11 protein-coding genes and 1 tRNA gene are annotated in these 15363 nt (G+C 38.4%); 7 read left to right on the top strand and 5 right to left on the bottom strand.

Annotation, left to right across the window (positions count from 1 at the left end; translation table 11 throughout):
• Positions 1 to 16: 16 nt before the first annotated feature.
• Complete coding sequence (gene mutY, locus HMPREF3182_RS03330) at positions 17 to 1084, bottom strand: A/G-specific adenine glycosylase (protein WP_007392484.1); 1068 nt, start codon at positions 1082 to 1084, stop codon at positions 17 to 19.
• 112 nt (positions 1085 to 1196) lie between these two features.
• Between mutY and HMPREF3182_RS03325 the strand changes: the two genes are divergently transcribed.
• The 3 genes from HMPREF3182_RS03325 to HMPREF3182_RS03315 are packed head-to-tail and all read left to right on the top strand — an operon-like array spanning position 1197 to position 2940.
• Complete coding sequence (locus tag HMPREF3182_RS03325) at positions 1197 to 1973, top strand: DUF4931 domain-containing protein (RefSeq protein WP_062485449.1); 777 nt, start codon at positions 1197 to 1199, stop codon at positions 1971 to 1973.
• Between the two features lie 12 nt (positions 1974 to 1985).
• Positions 1986 to 2726, top strand: coding sequence for a metallophosphoesterase (locus HMPREF3182_RS03320; RefSeq protein ID WP_062485447.1), 741 nt, complete (start codon positions 1986 to 1988; stop codon positions 2724 to 2726).
• Positions 2710 to 2940, top strand: a complete 231-nt coding sequence (locus HMPREF3182_RS03315; protein WP_007392476.1) for a hypothetical protein — start codon at positions 2710 to 2712, stop codon at positions 2938 to 2940. The genes HMPREF3182_RS03320 and HMPREF3182_RS03315 overlap by 17 nt, the downstream gene beginning before the upstream one ends.
• Positions 2941 to 2981: 41 nt before the next feature.
• Here HMPREF3182_RS03315 and HMPREF3182_RS03310 read toward each other — a convergent pair.
• The 3 genes from HMPREF3182_RS03310 to dnaG all read right to left on the bottom strand — a co-directional run bounded on the left by HMPREF3182_RS03310 (position 2982) and on the right by dnaG (position 6219).
• A tRNA-Ile gene (locus tag HMPREF3182_RS03310) sits at positions 2982 to 3056 on the bottom strand.
• 59 nt (positions 3057 to 3115) lie between these two features.
• On the bottom strand, positions 3116 to 4402 hold the full coding sequence (rpoD, locus tag HMPREF3182_RS03305) for an RNA polymerase sigma factor RpoD (protein WP_407942946.1): 1287 nt from the start codon (positions 4400 to 4402) through the stop codon (positions 3116 to 3118).
• Positions 4403 to 4407: 5 nt separating this feature from the next.
• Complete coding sequence (gene dnaG / locus HMPREF3182_RS03300; protein ID WP_062485445.1) at positions 4408 to 6219, bottom strand: DNA primase; 1812 nt, start codon at positions 6217 to 6219, stop codon at positions 4408 to 4410.
• A 205-nt stretch (positions 6220 to 6424) separates the two neighbouring features.
• Between dnaG and HMPREF3182_RS03295 the strand changes: the two genes are divergently transcribed.
• From HMPREF3182_RS03295 to HMPREF3182_RS03280, 4 genes are all read left to right on the top strand, one after another.
• Positions 6425 to 7327: an RluA family pseudouridine synthase gene (locus tag HMPREF3182_RS03295; protein WP_062485443.1), complete on the top strand. Its 903-nt coding sequence runs from the start codon at positions 6425 to 6427 to the stop codon at positions 7325 to 7327.
• 12 nt (positions 7328 to 7339) lie between these two features.
• Positions 7340 to 8305, top strand: coding sequence for a class II fructose-1,6-bisphosphate aldolase (fba, locus tag HMPREF3182_RS03290; RefSeq protein WP_007392477.1), 966 nt, complete (start codon positions 7340 to 7342; stop codon positions 8303 to 8305).
• 104 nt (positions 8306 to 8409) lie between these two features.
• Entirely contained in the window at positions 8410 to 8676 is a 267-nt protein-coding gene (gene rpsT / locus HMPREF3182_RS03285) for a 30S ribosomal protein S20 (protein WP_007392478.1), read from the top strand.
• Positions 8677 to 8748: 72 nt separating this feature from the next.
• Positions 8749 to 10104: an MATE family efflux transporter gene (locus HMPREF3182_RS03280; RefSeq protein ID WP_007392473.1), complete on the top strand. Its 1356-nt coding sequence runs from the start codon at positions 8749 to 8751 to the stop codon at positions 10102 to 10104.
• A gap of 339 nt (positions 10105 to 10443) precedes the next feature.
• Here HMPREF3182_RS03280 and HMPREF3182_RS03275 read toward each other — a convergent pair whose 3' ends face one another.
• A complete protein-coding gene (locus HMPREF3182_RS03275) occupies positions 10444 to 15330 on the bottom strand; it encodes a TonB-dependent receptor plug domain-containing protein (protein WP_062485441.1) in 4887 nt (1628 codons plus the stop codon).
• Positions 15331 to 15363: the final 33 nt, after the last annotated feature.

The raw sequence follows: 15363 nt of genomic DNA, 5'->3' as shown, positions 1-15363 counted from the left end.
AAAAAAAGTCCTTTCATTATAATAATGCCGTGATTTTACCATGTGGTCCTGCCCATGGAACCGTTTGATACGCTTGTATCGGTAACCACTGCCACTCCTTTCTTAAATTGGTATTACCGTGTACACACGGTATCAAATAAATACCTAGTTGCCAAATTTTATGTGAAAAAACATGTTTTCGTTTCTCTAAAAGCTCCCAAGTTGTATCAACCGTCACACCTATTTGATTTAATAATTGTGTTAACGCTCCTTTACCCTTTTTTCCACGCCCCGCTCCCATCGGAAATTCCCACATAGATGCTAACAATCCCTTGTCAGGACGTTGATGCACCAACACACAATCGCCTTGTTTAATCACCCCAACAGTCCAATATTCAATTGGCACTTTTCGTTTCTCACCTCGATAAGGAACGTCCTTTTCACAACCCCTTTGATGAGCCAAACATAACCTTCGCAATGGACAGACCGGACAAGTCGGATGTTTAGGAATGCAAACAAGTGATCCAAAATCCATTAAAGCTTCATTGAATTTTCCTGCCTGCCCCATTGGTATTTGCACTTGTGCTAATTGTAAAACCTTTTGTTTTACCGCTACCTGTAACACATTATCCTTAATATCATATAATCGTGCAAATATCCTTAAAACATTGCCATCGACAGCAACTTCATCCTTGCCATAGGCAAGACTTAAAATAGCACCTGCCGTATATTCACCAATGCCTTTTAAGGACATAATTTCTTGTTTGGTATCGGGTACTTTTCCGTCATATTGCCGAACTACTTCTTTAACAGCCTGATGTAAATTACGAGCTCGCGAATAATACCCTAATCCTTGCCATTGTCGCAACACATCCTCTTCCGATGCTGCCGCTAAGGTTTCTAATGTAGGAAACGTATCAATCCAATTTTCATAATAAGGTTTAACCGTTTCCACCTTCGTTTGTTGCAACATAATTTCCGATACCCATACCTTATAAGGGTCTCGTGCACTCTCACGCCACGGCAATTCTCGTCTATGTAGATTAAACCACTCGAACAATAACGATGCCCATTGCGTTTGATATATATTTGCTTGACATACCATACTCTATTCTCCTGCCTTATCGTTAGCTCAATAATTATTTTTATTTAATCCATTTAAAAAAACTACATTCAATGCTACAATAAACTATATACACATATAAGGAGTACCTACTATGGAGCGGAATCCCCTGGAACATTTATTGAAATATAATATGGATATTGGGAAAACGAAACCAAATACAGTTCGTAAAGCATCCACTTATTGTCCTTTTTGTGATGCCACCAATTTAAAAAACATATTAGAAAAACGTGATACCATGATTTGGTTGGAAAATGCCTATCCTGTTTTAAAAGACACGTGGCAAACCTTAGTCATCGAAAGTGACAAATGTAATGACGATTTTTCTTCTTATTCGCTTGCTTATGCAGTAAACTTGATATCTTTTTGTTTAGAGAAATGGGATCAAGTAAAAGCAATGAATAAATTTGCCTCCGTATTATTATATCGCAACTATGGACGTATGTCTGGCGGCTCAATTCATCACCCTCATAGTCAAATCATCGGCTTAAAAAACTATGATTATCACGAAGATATCAAGCATTATCATTTTATCGGTACACCACTGCTACATGAGGAATCATTAGAAATAAATCTTTCCATTCGACCCATTATCGGGTTTTATGAAATTAATTTTATTATAAAAAATCATTATGCCCTAAATTATCCTGTGTTGTATATGCAAAAAACAGCACATTATATTTTAACGCAAATCAGTCATAGCTACAATGTTTTTTATTATGATTTTCCCGGTGATACTAATTTATATGTTAAAATAGTCCCACGTTTCTTAACTAATCCTCTGTTTGTAGGATACATGGTTCCGCAAATTGCAACAGAGGAAGAAACAACTCCTTTTATTGATAAATTAAAACAAGCAATTCTTACATAGAAAGGATAAAATATGCGTTTATTTGCCATTGGAGATTTACATTTATCTGGACATCCTCCAAAAAAACCAATGGAAATATTTGGTTCTCGCTGGAAAAACCATTGGCTTCGTATTCAAGAAGATTGGAAAAATCGCGTAACAGAAAAGGATACCGTGTTAATAGCGGGAGATACCTCTTGGGCAATGCGATTACAAGAAGCACAAGAAGATTTAGATGAAATTCGTGCTTTACCAGGTCATAAAATTATAATTAGAGGTAATCATGATTACTGGTGGGAAAGTGCGGGAAAATTAAATCGCTTAGATGCAGGAAATAGAATGCAATACTTATACGGTACTACCATAGTCACACACGATGGTCGTTTTGCCATTTGTGGCACCCATGGTTGGCTTTGTCCTAACGATAAACACTTTCATCCAGAAAAAGATGCAAAGCCGTATCGCCGAGAATTATTACGCGTAGAACGAACCTTACAAGAGGCGGTTACATTAAATTGCCTATGCACCATTTTATTGCTTCATTACCCCCCTGTGCACGATTTATTTCATCCTAGCGGATTTACAGAATTACTAAAAAAATATCATGTTCCCCTTTGTATTTTCGGTCATCTCCATGGTCTAACTCCCCATTCTATATTTCCTCGAAAATATGATGAAACCTTACTACACTTAGTTTCTGCTGATTATCGCGAATGCAAACTCTTAGAGATAAAAATAAATGAAAAAGGAGTTCCTTATGAGTCAGATTGCTAAAAGTCACCTCTTATCTGGCATTATTTTTGGTGATGCCGAAACAAATGAATATGTTTATTTACCTGGAGGCGAAGTAGGTTCAACCTCTCCTATTTGCATTTTTGAACACGACAAAAAGAAAGATGATATTTCCCTCGAACAAGCAGCTTATTTAATTGAACATCTAACATTAAAGCCTTGCATTCACCCGGTTCTAGGAAAACATTCCTTTTAAAAATAAAATAAAAAAAGACTGTCATAGACAGTCTTTTTTTTTGGTGGGCCCACCTGGATTTGAACCAGGGACCAACCGGTTATGAGCCGGTGGCTCTACCACTGAGCTATAGGCCCATAGGATAAGGAAAACCTTACCCAGTTATTGTACATGATTACACCTACATCGTCAAGTCTTAAAGAAAATCTTTAATTTTTTCTCTTTTTCCCCAATTTCTTAATTTTCCTAAAGCTTTACCTTCAATCTGTCTAATTCGTTCTCTCGTAACATTGAAATATTGACCAACCTCTTCTAATGTACGCTGTCGCCCATCTTTTAAACCAAAGCGAAGATATAACACCTTTCGTTCCCGTTCAGTAAGACAGGAGAATACCTCTTCAATTTGCTCTTTTAATAAAATAAATGCTGCAGCTTCATCGGGTGCTACCGCATCTTGGTCTTCAATAAAATCACCTAAATGCGAATCTTCTTCTTCTCCAATCGGCGTTTCTAAAGAAACCGGTTCTTGCGAAATCTTCATGATTTCCCTTACTCTTTCTACGGGAATCTCCATGCGTTCAGCAATTTCTTCAGGCAAAGCATCTCTTCCCTTTTCTTGGATAAGCTGACGCGAAATACGAACTAATTTATTAATCGTTTCCACCATATGTACGGGTATCCGAATCGTTCTAGCCTGATCGGCAATCGCACGAGTGATTGCCTGCCGAATCCACCACGTAGCATATGTACTAAATTTATACCCTTTACTATAATCAAATTTATCTACTGCTTTTAATAAACCTAAATTTCCTTCTTGAATCAAATCTAAAAACAACATTCCCCGACCAACATATCGTTTCGCAATACTAACAACTAACCGTAAATTAGCATCTGTTAATTTTTTCTTTGCCGTAATCCCATTTTTAATATCCGCTTCCGTCGCATCTTCCATATTTCCCTTTTCAATAGCCTTTGCTAACGTAATTTCTTCTTCTGCTGATAATAATGGTACTCGTCCAATTTCTTTTAAATACATCCGCACCGGATCATCAATATTAATGCCATCAGGAACACTTAAATCAACATTGCGTATATCTGGTACTTGTTCTGTATTTTCCGCTTCCTCATCTAGTGCATCATGTTCTGAATTATTCGTATCTTCCCCCACAATATCGATTCCCTTATCGGCAAATACTTCATACATTTTATCGATTTGTTCCGGATTCAAATCATCTTCTTCCATAACATTCATAATCTCTGTATAGGTCAAGCACCCCTGCTTTTGCCCCAACTGAATGAGCTGAGTTATATGTTCCATTACTATTTTACGCCGATCATTTTCATTTAATGTAGCATCTACCTTAGTTTTTCCCCTTTTTACCACTTTTTTGGTGCCTTTTTTCGTACTCTCTTTTTTCGATTTCACTGTTATATTTTCTTTTTCTACTTCGTTCATTCCCTTGGCCTTTTTAGTATTTACCATAATAATTAGCTCCTTTCCTCTCTACAAGACACTTTCTTTATTTCTTCATTGAGCCGTTGACATTCTTTTAATGCTTCAATAACCTTTTGATTCCCCGTACGACTGTACTCAGCAGCACGCTTACTCCATTCAAGATATTGATTCTGCAATGCGGTTAAACGAAAACGCTTAGCATAATCTAATACTACTTGTTCATCGAGCGGCACATCTTGTAATATCATAATTCGTGCTAATTCCTCTGCTTCTTCCGGTGTTAATCGCATTTGAATATCTGATGCTGTATACGAATGATTTTCATTATAAGCACTAATAATAATCTGATATATATGACGCCGTACAGGCTGTTGAAATAAACCATCCTCAATTTGTGTAATAATCCGTTGACACTCCGAAGGATGTTCCAATAAAAAGCGCAAGATATTTTCTTCCGCCACCGCCATTGGTTCTGTCCCCCGTTTATCCGTCAATTGATAAGCTAACTTAGGCGTAATAACAACAGGCACTTGTGCCGTTTCAGGATGTTGTTTTAAATATCGATTAAATTCACTGCGTACAGCCGTTTCATCAACGTGCAACGTACGTGCCATTTTAGACAAAAAAGACTCTAATACAATACGATTATCAACAAGTGCTAAAACAGGTAGCAACATCGCCGTAATAGCCGACTTTCCTTCAAAGGTCGTACTATCATGAGTCCCTACTGCCGTCTGTAATAGATAATCTAAAGCATGCGGTGCTTCTTGTACAGCCTTTTGTAACGCCTCCGGTCCAAAGTGTTTAATGTATTCATCCGGATCTTTTCCCTGCGGCAACGATAAAACACGAATATGTAAATGCAGCCCTCTTCCTATTTCCAAGGCCCGTAATGTTGCCTTTCTCCCCGCCGCATCCATATCATATGCTAACACTAAATCTGATGCTTGCCGCTGTAATAACCGTGCCTGTTCTACCGTAAAAGCCGTTCCCAATGAGGCTACAACATTCGTAATCCCCCGATTATGTAATGAAATAACATCCATATATCCTTCTACTAAAATCGCCTGCTTTTTTTTATATATCGCTTCATGCGACAAATCCATAGCAAATAACAATTTTCGCTTATTAAAAATAGGCGTTTCAGGTGAGTTTAAATATTTCGGTTTACTATCATCCAAAACACGTCCGCCAAAACCAACGATACGGCCGCGACCATCACGAATAGGAAAAATGACACGTCTGCGAAAAGCATCATAATATCGCCCATTCTTTTCTTTCGCCAAACCTAATTGTACCAACAACGAACCGGCGATTCCTCGTTTTTGAAAAGCATCCGTTAACGTGGTCCAACCATCGGGTGCATATCCCAACTTAAATGCACGAATGGTGTCATCCGTAACTTCGCGATGATGAAAATATACTAACCCCTCCTTTCCCAAAGAAGTTTTCATTAAGCAATTATGAAAAAAATTACTAGCCATCTCATTAATTTCCAATAATTGCTTTTTCAATTCATCTCGAGCTTTTTCGGTGGGTGTTTCCTCTACTTGTGGTAACGGCATATGTACTCGCTCTGCTAATCGTTCAACCGCTTCCACAAAAGATAAATTTTCTTGCTTCATCACAAAAGAAAACACATCTCCTGCAGCATGACAACCAAAACAGTAAAAAAAGCCTTTTTCTGCAGATACACTAAACGATGCCGTTTTTTCATGATGAAATGGACAGCATGCCCAAAAATTTTGTCCCTGCTTCTTTAATGAAACATATTCTGATATAACCGATACAATATCATTTGCTTCTCGCACTTGTTCCAAAAATGCAGAAGAAAACTTTTTCATGGACCTCACCTTTCTATTCCCGTATATTGTATAATATTCTATTTACATATAAAAATTTCCTTTTTTCCAATACAAATTTACCAATCTTTCGTTTTTCCGCTAAAATACGCTATGAACACACCTCTATAATCGCACTAATTTGATATAGATTTATTAGCACACTTTAGGTATAATAAACATAGACAGAAGAAATAGGATGAGATGTATGATTCATTTTACGGTAGGACCATTACGAAAACCGACAACCTTAAGCAGTGCATTAAAAATGTCAGGCATATCGTCGACACTACGTCGCCGGATAAAACATAACGGAACATGTCGTTGTAACGGCATTATCGTTCCCCCTTACCATATGGTTCATACAGGGGATACAATATGTATAACCTTGCCTATACGCAATGCTTTTGAACCAGAATACATCCCCATTCGTATTGCCTATGAAGATGACTATCTACTTATCATCGATAAAGCGGCAGGATTACTGATGCATCCCACATCTGCACAACGTCAGGGAACATTAGCAAATGCCGTGGCTTATTATTATAACACTACCAATCAATATAGAGGCTATCATCCCGTTCATCGCCTGGACAAAAATACTTCCGGTCTTTGTCTCATTGCCAAAGAACCACATATACAATCCCTGTTTGATAAACAAAAATTATTATACAGAAGAGTATATTGGGCTATCGTAACAGGGTATTTTCCGGCTTCCTTAGCTACTATAAACATGCCCATTGCACGAGAGCCCGCTAGTATTATTAAACGTCATGTCGACAATGACGGTAAACCAGCACAATCCTATATGACAAGATTGGCCATGAATGAAACGTACAGTTTACTACAAATATTTCTGGCAACAGGTAGAACACATCAAATTCGTGTTCATTGCAGTGCCTTAGGGTATCCACTCATCGGCGATGATCTATATGGAGGCACGCAAGACAAAATATCCCGGCAAGCACTGCACGCTTGTGCAATGGAACTCATTCACCCCATCACCCACAAGCACCTATTTATTACTGCACCTTTACCGCCAGATATGCAATCATTACTAATACAAGCCCGATGGGAACATCTACTTAGACCCCTGTCACAATTTACTTAGGAGGAATGTCACATGCCATTAATAGGTACCACAGAAATGTTTAAAAAAGCATATGAAGGTCATTATGCAATCGGAGCTTTTAATATTAACAATATGGAAATCGTCCAAGGCGTCACCGATGCTGCGGCTGATTTACATTCACCAATTATTTTACAGGCTTCTGCCGGAGCAAGAAAATATGCGAGACCAGCCTATTTACGGCATCTCGTTGAAGCGGCATTAGAAGAACATGATATTCCTGTTGCCTTACACTTAGATCATGGTGCCGATTTTGAAATTTGCAAAGATTGTATCGATAGCGGATTTACTTCCGTAATGATTGATGCTTCTAAATATGACTTTGAAGATAATATCGCCTTAACTAAAAAAGTCGTAGACTATGCACACGCACACGGCGTTGTAGTTGAAGGCGAATTAGGAAAACTAGCGGGTATTGAAGACGATGTAAAAGTAGCTGCTGCGGATGCAATGTACACTCGCCCGGAAGAAGTAGAAGAATTTGTATCGCGAACAGGTGTTGATTCATTAGCCATTGCCATTGGAACCAGTCATGGTGCTTACAAATTCACCCCTGCCCAATGCAAACGCAATGCCGAAGGCGTATGGGTTCCACCAGAATTACGGTTTGACATTTTAGCCCAAATAGCCGATCGTTTGCCTAATTTCCCGATCGTTTTACACGGGGCTTCCTCGGTTGTACCCGAATATGTAAAAATCATCAATGCCAATGGAGGAAAAATGCCTGATGCCATCGGTATCCCAGAAGATCAATTACGTAAATCAGCCACCATGGCCGTATGCAAAATAAACATCGATTCCGACTTACGGTTAGGCTTAACAGCAGGCGTGCGACAACATCTAACAGCACATCCTGAACATTTTGATCCACGCGAATATTTAAAAGACGGTCGCCAAAACATTTATGATATTGTCGCACATAAAATTAAACACGTATTAGGTTCAGAAGGACAAGCATAATGGTAAGAAAAATCAATACATCTCCACCTTAGATGTATTGATTTTTTGCCTGTATTATGATAAAATCTGTTTTAGTGTTCTTATAATGCAGGGAGGTGAACCAATTGCCGCAAATAAAATCCAATATAAAAACAATGGAAAAAGATGCCGCTCGTCACGCTGCTAACTCTCAAGTAAAATCTTCTGTACATACAGCCATTCGTCGTACGACAGAAGCAATTGAGTCGGGTGATGTTACAGCTATCAAAACAGCGTTTACAAAAGCAAATAGCGTTATTGATAGTGCTGCTCGTAAAGGTGTTATTCATAAAAACACAGCTGCTCGTAAAAAATCTCGTTTAGCTGCAAAAGTAAATGCGATAGCAAAATAACATGAATGTTAATAAACCCCGTCCCCGACGGGGTTTATTTTCTATATTATCAATTAAAAGGAGTACGAATACATGTATCTCTCTTCTTCATATAAATACTTTATTACCTTATTTTTACCACTGTTACTCACCCAAGCAGCACAAGTAGGAACCAATACATTCAGCAGTATTTTCAGTGGTCAAGCGAGTACCATTGATTTAGCCGGTGTGGCTGTGGCAGTCAATATTTGGTATCCCATCTTTGCTGGTATTAATGGATTATTTTTTGGTGTTTCTCCCATTATCGCCCAATTACGTGGTGCAGAAAAAACAGAAGAAATTCCGCAATATATCATTCATAGCATTTATATTGCTATTTTTTTTACTATTTTTATTATTATTTTCGGCAGCCTGTGCTTAACACCTTTTTTAAACATTATGGGCTTAGATCCTGCCGTATATCATATTGCCAAACATTATCTCATCGCATTATCATTTGGTATTCTTCCTATATTTATTCAAGCCACTTTACGCTATATCGTAGATGCTCATGGTATGACACGTATTTCCATGGGAATTTTGCTCATTAATTTACTTTGTACACTCATTTTATTTAGACTACTTATTTTTGGTGCCGGTCCCATTCCTGCACTAGGTGGAATCGGTACAGGCTATGCCATTACCATCGCCTCCTGGATTTCTTGTTTACTATTTCTCTCTCTTTTCAAATGGTATTCACCCTTTTCTACCTATCGCATCCATCACCTATTTCCTACCTTTAAATGGTATTACTGCCTACAAGAATTAAAAATTGGCATACCTATCTTCATTGCCGTTTTTTGTGAATCCAGTTTATTTAGTATTGTCGGCTTACTCATGGCAGAATTTGGCACCGTTTACATTGCCGCTAACCAAGCTGCCATAAGTTACTCAACCTTCCTCTATACCTTCCCTTGGAGTATCAGTTTAGCTGCCACCATCTTAATCGGCTATGAAGTAGGTGCCAAACGTTATGCCGGAGCACGCCAATATGCCCGTTTATGTCAAATAACCGCGTTGGGAATGTCTGCTTTCTTTGCCATATTAACTTATCGTTTTACAATGCCCATCAGTCATTTATTCACTAACGATCCCATTACGATGCAAGCTATTTCCCACTTTCTGTTTTTTGCCATGATGTTTACTATTGTCGATGCCGCAGGCACACCCCTACAAGGAATGCTACGAGGCTATAAAGACGTAACGATTATTACCTATGTAGCCTTTATTACCTATTGGTTAATCAGCATTCCTTTAGGCTATTCCATTGCCCATTATACTCATTTTGGTCCATATGGATACTGGATTAGCTCGGTCATTAGTTTAACCATAAATGCTATTGCCTTAAATTATCGACTGTGGGGACATACGGCCTATCCTGAACGACAACTAAACGCATTAACAAAATAATCCTCATCCAACTGATGCGTTTATCCAAAAATCCTATACCAACGAAAAAAGCCTACTATATAGTAGGCTTTTTTCTATGCTCTCCCTTAGCTAATAACTGTATCACCATACCAAAAATAAATTCATTTTATTAATCAACAATATTTTTATATACTATTTATTTCTTTGTTTTACAATTATATTTTCCATTTAGCTTTTATTTACAAGGCTCCATAAGCTCACATCAACTACACCTAAAAACCCCGTTAATTAATAAACTTATTTTATTTTCATAAATTTCTATGAACTATAAAAAAGAAAAAAGCTACTTTCTAAGCGAAAGTAGCTTTTTTCTCTTATCTAAAAACGATATGTTCCTTGTATCCGTACATAATCACCAAGGGTAAATCGTTCTGCCCCATATAAACTATCTCGTTGCTGAATTCCCTTAGCGCCAAAGGTATAAAAGCCTTCTAATAACATATGCTTTGTTGCCATATATCTTGCACCCACGGTAAAGCTTTGAATGCCGTCTAAATACCGATCCGGCAATGTTTCTGTACCATTACCACCAAAGAAAGATCCATGCATAAAATACTTATAATCCAAAAAGGCGTTCCAACTCCCTTGCCTATCCATATCAAGTTGCCCAATATCTATACGATATACCATAAAATAAGGATTATCTCCTAACGAATGCTCTTTGACCCGGAATATATTACTATTCGCCGTATGATCATATATCGTTGTTCCATTTAAATATCGACCTAAGGCGGTATGATTCATCCCCCATTCGGCAGTCAAGATAACGTCTGGATACAGTCGAATTTTAGCTCCCAATCCTATCATCTCTGCTCGTGTAGCAAACAATTTATGTTTTGGTTGGAAATTAACTACTTGTGTGATCTGATATGCAGAATCTCCAGTAGAACGCAAATACCATCCTTGTACACCTAACCAATCATTAACTTGTCGTTTCACTTGTACAAAGGCAGCTCGTTGCAAAGCAGGCACCTTTGACGTTTCCAGAATAATCCCCCGTTGTTCTCGTATATATCCTTCTTGCTCTAAAAACTTCAGCGGTAAAGAACTATTGTCTTCAGGCTTCCAGGCACTTAGCAAAGTCTCTAAATTCCCCTTCATGATCGGCGAAACATGTGCCTTTGTATATCCCGTTACGACTTCATTATTCCGTAATGCATACACTTGTTCCCATGCGGTCTGGTGGTCATGAGCCGATGTCTTGGATAATTGCAATGCCTCATTACGACTCATCTGTTTAAATTGACCTTCTTTCACCTTATCCCACGGAATAACACCACGTCTTCCCATGTAGTCTATCCCTAAATCTTGTAATACTTCCTCTCCCGTATAAGTTCCATAACCATAAAATTCTGATTTGAACGTATATCTACCATTCTTAACAATTCCCGATTTACTTAGATATTTATCTCCCTGTAAAGGCTTGTTCTTAATGTTATTTTCCGTTGTGAGAAAAGCCTTTTCAAGCGTATCTTCGATTGGTTTTTTATCTCCCCATTTATCCGCATTTAAATACGCCAAAGGAATAACCGCCGCTAAGAACGTTTGCTGTTTTCCTTTGTTATGTGTATCTGTAATAGTTATTTTTTCCCACATATACGAATTAAGATAAACGCTACCTTTTCCATGGATACGAGGTTTTATAGCTGTTTCATATGAATTGTCCGAATGTCGTTCTATTATTTTTTCAAATTTAGCAAATACCTGTTTTTCTTCTTCAAACGTTTTAGCTTTACTCAATTGTTCATACAACGAGTCTTCACCTTGACTAGGAATTGTATTGTGCGTATATGTTTCTGATACAATATCTGCTTTATTATTTATTCCTAACCATTCTTTTTTCGAAAAAGTCCGTTTAAATACACCCGGTACGGCACGCGAATAAGCCGAATCTGCTACGCCTGTATGACCTGAAAAATCGCCATACCCCAGACGAACTTGCGTATCCCCTTTCGTCCATACAGCACGAACGCCATCAAAGGCTTGATTAAACCAATATCCACTAGTTCCCACCGCTTCAGCAAGACGACCGACAGAGAAATTCCACTTTTGTGCCTGATGAACCACTTCTCCTGTTGTTACTTCTTGTTTATTTATCCCACGTGAAGGACTAATATCATAGGTCGTATCCGCTTTATTCACTCCATGTGCCTTGCCACTAAGCGTAATATACGTCTGTTTACTCAGTGGAGCTGTCAACGTAATCTGAAGCTCTTGTTCAAACCCATGTTCCCCTTTTTCTATATAATTTTTATAAGCAGAACCGATCGCCGCCTGTGCCGTTACCCGTGCCTCCGTTGGTTTAATACGTCCCGTAAAAGCATTCCATCGCAACCGATAACTGCCGGTGAGTTGTAACGTATCAGCAGCTGATATGGCTCCCGTTTCTATAAACCAATAGGGATTTCCTTTATACGTAGACATCGTAACAGAAGGAATTGATTTTACCTTCCTATAATCCGTCCCCCCTAATTTCATATAAAAGCCAATTTTATAGTTTCTTTCCGCCATCGCCTGATCATCATCACGATGATTAAACAAATTATCAATTCCTGCATATACCATTGTATCGTTATTAATTTGCTTTTGTATAACTACATTCCAAACGCCAAATGTCTTTTCTTTATATGTTTGCTGTTTTTTGTTTGAAAACTTATATTCCAGTTCATGATATCCTCGTTTTCCCTTATGTTTTGGATCTGGAACCGTTGGTTCAGATAATAGTTTTTCTCGCTTGTAATCCGCTGGCGATACATGAAATTCATCAGTCAATTCCACATAATTGCCTGCACCACTCACGGTATTACTATCGAGCATATGGATATAATAATCCCCCCATAGCGATACTCGCCACTGCTTGTTTGTATACGTAATACTAGCATCAATTTTATGAGAAGGCTTATTTAATAATTTTTTAGGCATATCGGCATCACTCTTATTGCGTGCCTGCAAATAAGTATAACCCAATTGACTTTTCCAATGCTCATTCCACCGATGTGTTACCGACGCTTCTACGCCCGTAATCTCCGCTCTCCCAATATTTTTAAAACTATAAATCATATCGGGTGGATTCATCCAAGTATAAATATCTTGTTTTCTAAAATGCATCAATTTGCCCGTAAAATATACACTCATATAATCGCTAATGCGGTTATGAAAAATCGTAACTTTTGTGGATGTATCTTTCGTATCCTTTTCCCATGAAGCATCAACATTAATTGACCTTTCCGGCTTTAAATTAGGATTCCCAATCCAATAAAATCCTAATTTACCTACCCCCATATCATAAGGCACGCCACGATACATTTCCCAGTTATAATACAGCTCTCCCATCCCCGGCTCTGTATACCCAGTGCCAACATTTGCTTTAAACTGAGTATGTCCATCCTTGCTAAGCTGCTTTGTCATACCGACATTAAAAGTCACCGTCGAACCAAACACACTACTGTGATCTAGACGAATAGAAGGTGATATGATCATGCCCTCATTAACTTGCCACAGGTCTTGCAAAAAAGCATATTTTTTCGAAATAGAAGCTTCTCCGATGGTAATCCTATTTTGACGTAATTTATTTTCTTCCCTAAACTTCTTTCCATGCCAGGTTAACGGGAAATTTTCTTCATCTTCACCCAGTAAGTCAAAATCATAGGCATAATACCGACGCATCATCTTATCGTCATCCCAATCATCAGCGTCTAATATGTCACTGTTTCGTTTTCCATTTTCATTACGAAGCTCCATCGCAAATTGCTTTTTTCGCTTTTCTCGATCTGCTTGTATCTCTTGTGATTCAACTATATCGTGTTCCTCTTTTTCATAATCATCAATCGTATAGGCAGGAGCCACACCTTTATTTCCCTTGCGATATCCATAATATTCAAAATTCAAATCCACACCCGGTATCCCTTCTTCGTCCCTAGAAAAAGCCCACTCATGGATACGCGAAGAGGGAGATCCTGTCCCTTTGACCGTATACAAATTTTTATCATAATCCCATGGATCAATTTGTCGTGAAAATTGTTTCGGTGCATTTTTCACCCGTGCTCCCGAGCCATTCTCTACGCTAGAGCCAATCCCATATGTCAACATATGCTTAGCATTTAATTGTGTATTGGCAAATATCTTCACCTGTTTTTGCGTATGTTTTAATGTATCTAAATATGCTAACGTATTTTTCCCTTCATACTTAGAAAAAGCTTCATTTGAACCAATGGCTAAATCAGTCTCCCGTAAATCAGCAAAATTCATTTCCACATGCCAATCCGTTTTTTGCAAATGGTTATCATCATATCGCAATTGATAAGTATTTCTCTTGATATTACGAGTATACGTTACAACAGGCTCCGGACTATCCTCCGTATGCTTAACCAACCGTTTCATATCTTCCCGTACCGTATCCGTAGAAAGATGAAGTGTTCGCCCCGTACCGACATCATATGTAGCCAATGCCCCCGCTGTTTTAATATCCCCATAGTACCGTAAGGACGAACGAAAATCGCCGTCCCAATTCATAGCCCCCCGAAATATCTTTTCACTATATACGGGTGCAATATCGCGGCGGCTACTATAAATCGCCGTACGCCATTTCCCATGTATACCACTATCGGCACGCAAAAAATAGTTTTTATAAGGAAATACCTTTTCACCAGCTATGCGGCGACCTTCTAAGCGCACGGTCAACCCTGCCTTTTTACTCGCTCCTTTCGTAACTACATTGATGACACCTCCAATAGCATCTGAACCATATTTAGCTGAAGCAGCTCCTTGTATATACTCTATATGATCCACATTATCTGTGCCTAAACGAGATAATTCATCTCCAGCTCCCATGTACTTAGATAAATCCCCTAAGACAGGTTGCCCATCCACTAAAATTAATGTATGCCGTGGTTCAGCACCACGAATAGATAAGGTTACTCGCCCCATCGCATCTACCGAACGAACGGCTCCCGGTTCGCTAAAAATAATATCTTCCACGGATTTTGCCGCTTTCTGCATGATATCTGCCTGCGTAAGAATTGTCGTCTGTTGCGATTCTTGCTTAGCTGTTTCCAATATCGGATTGGTGTGTACGAAAACATCCGTTGTCTTGCCTACATCAACCCCTTGTGCATGTACAAGATACGCCGTTCCACTTAAATAAGATAATATAAAAAAAGATAAAAGAGAATTTTTCCATTGTTGTGTATTAAAAAAATATTTCATAACTACTCCTTTCTATATTGATAAATATTTTTA

The sequence above is a fragment of the Megasphaera hutchinsoni genome, from assembly GCF_001553405.1.
In the GTDB taxonomy this organism is placed as follows: Bacteria; Bacillota; Negativicutes; order Veillonellales; family Megasphaeraceae; genus Megasphaera; species Megasphaera hutchinsoni.
Note: the sequence above shows the minus strand (reverse complement) of the source record. Positions and strands in the feature narration are given on the sequence as shown.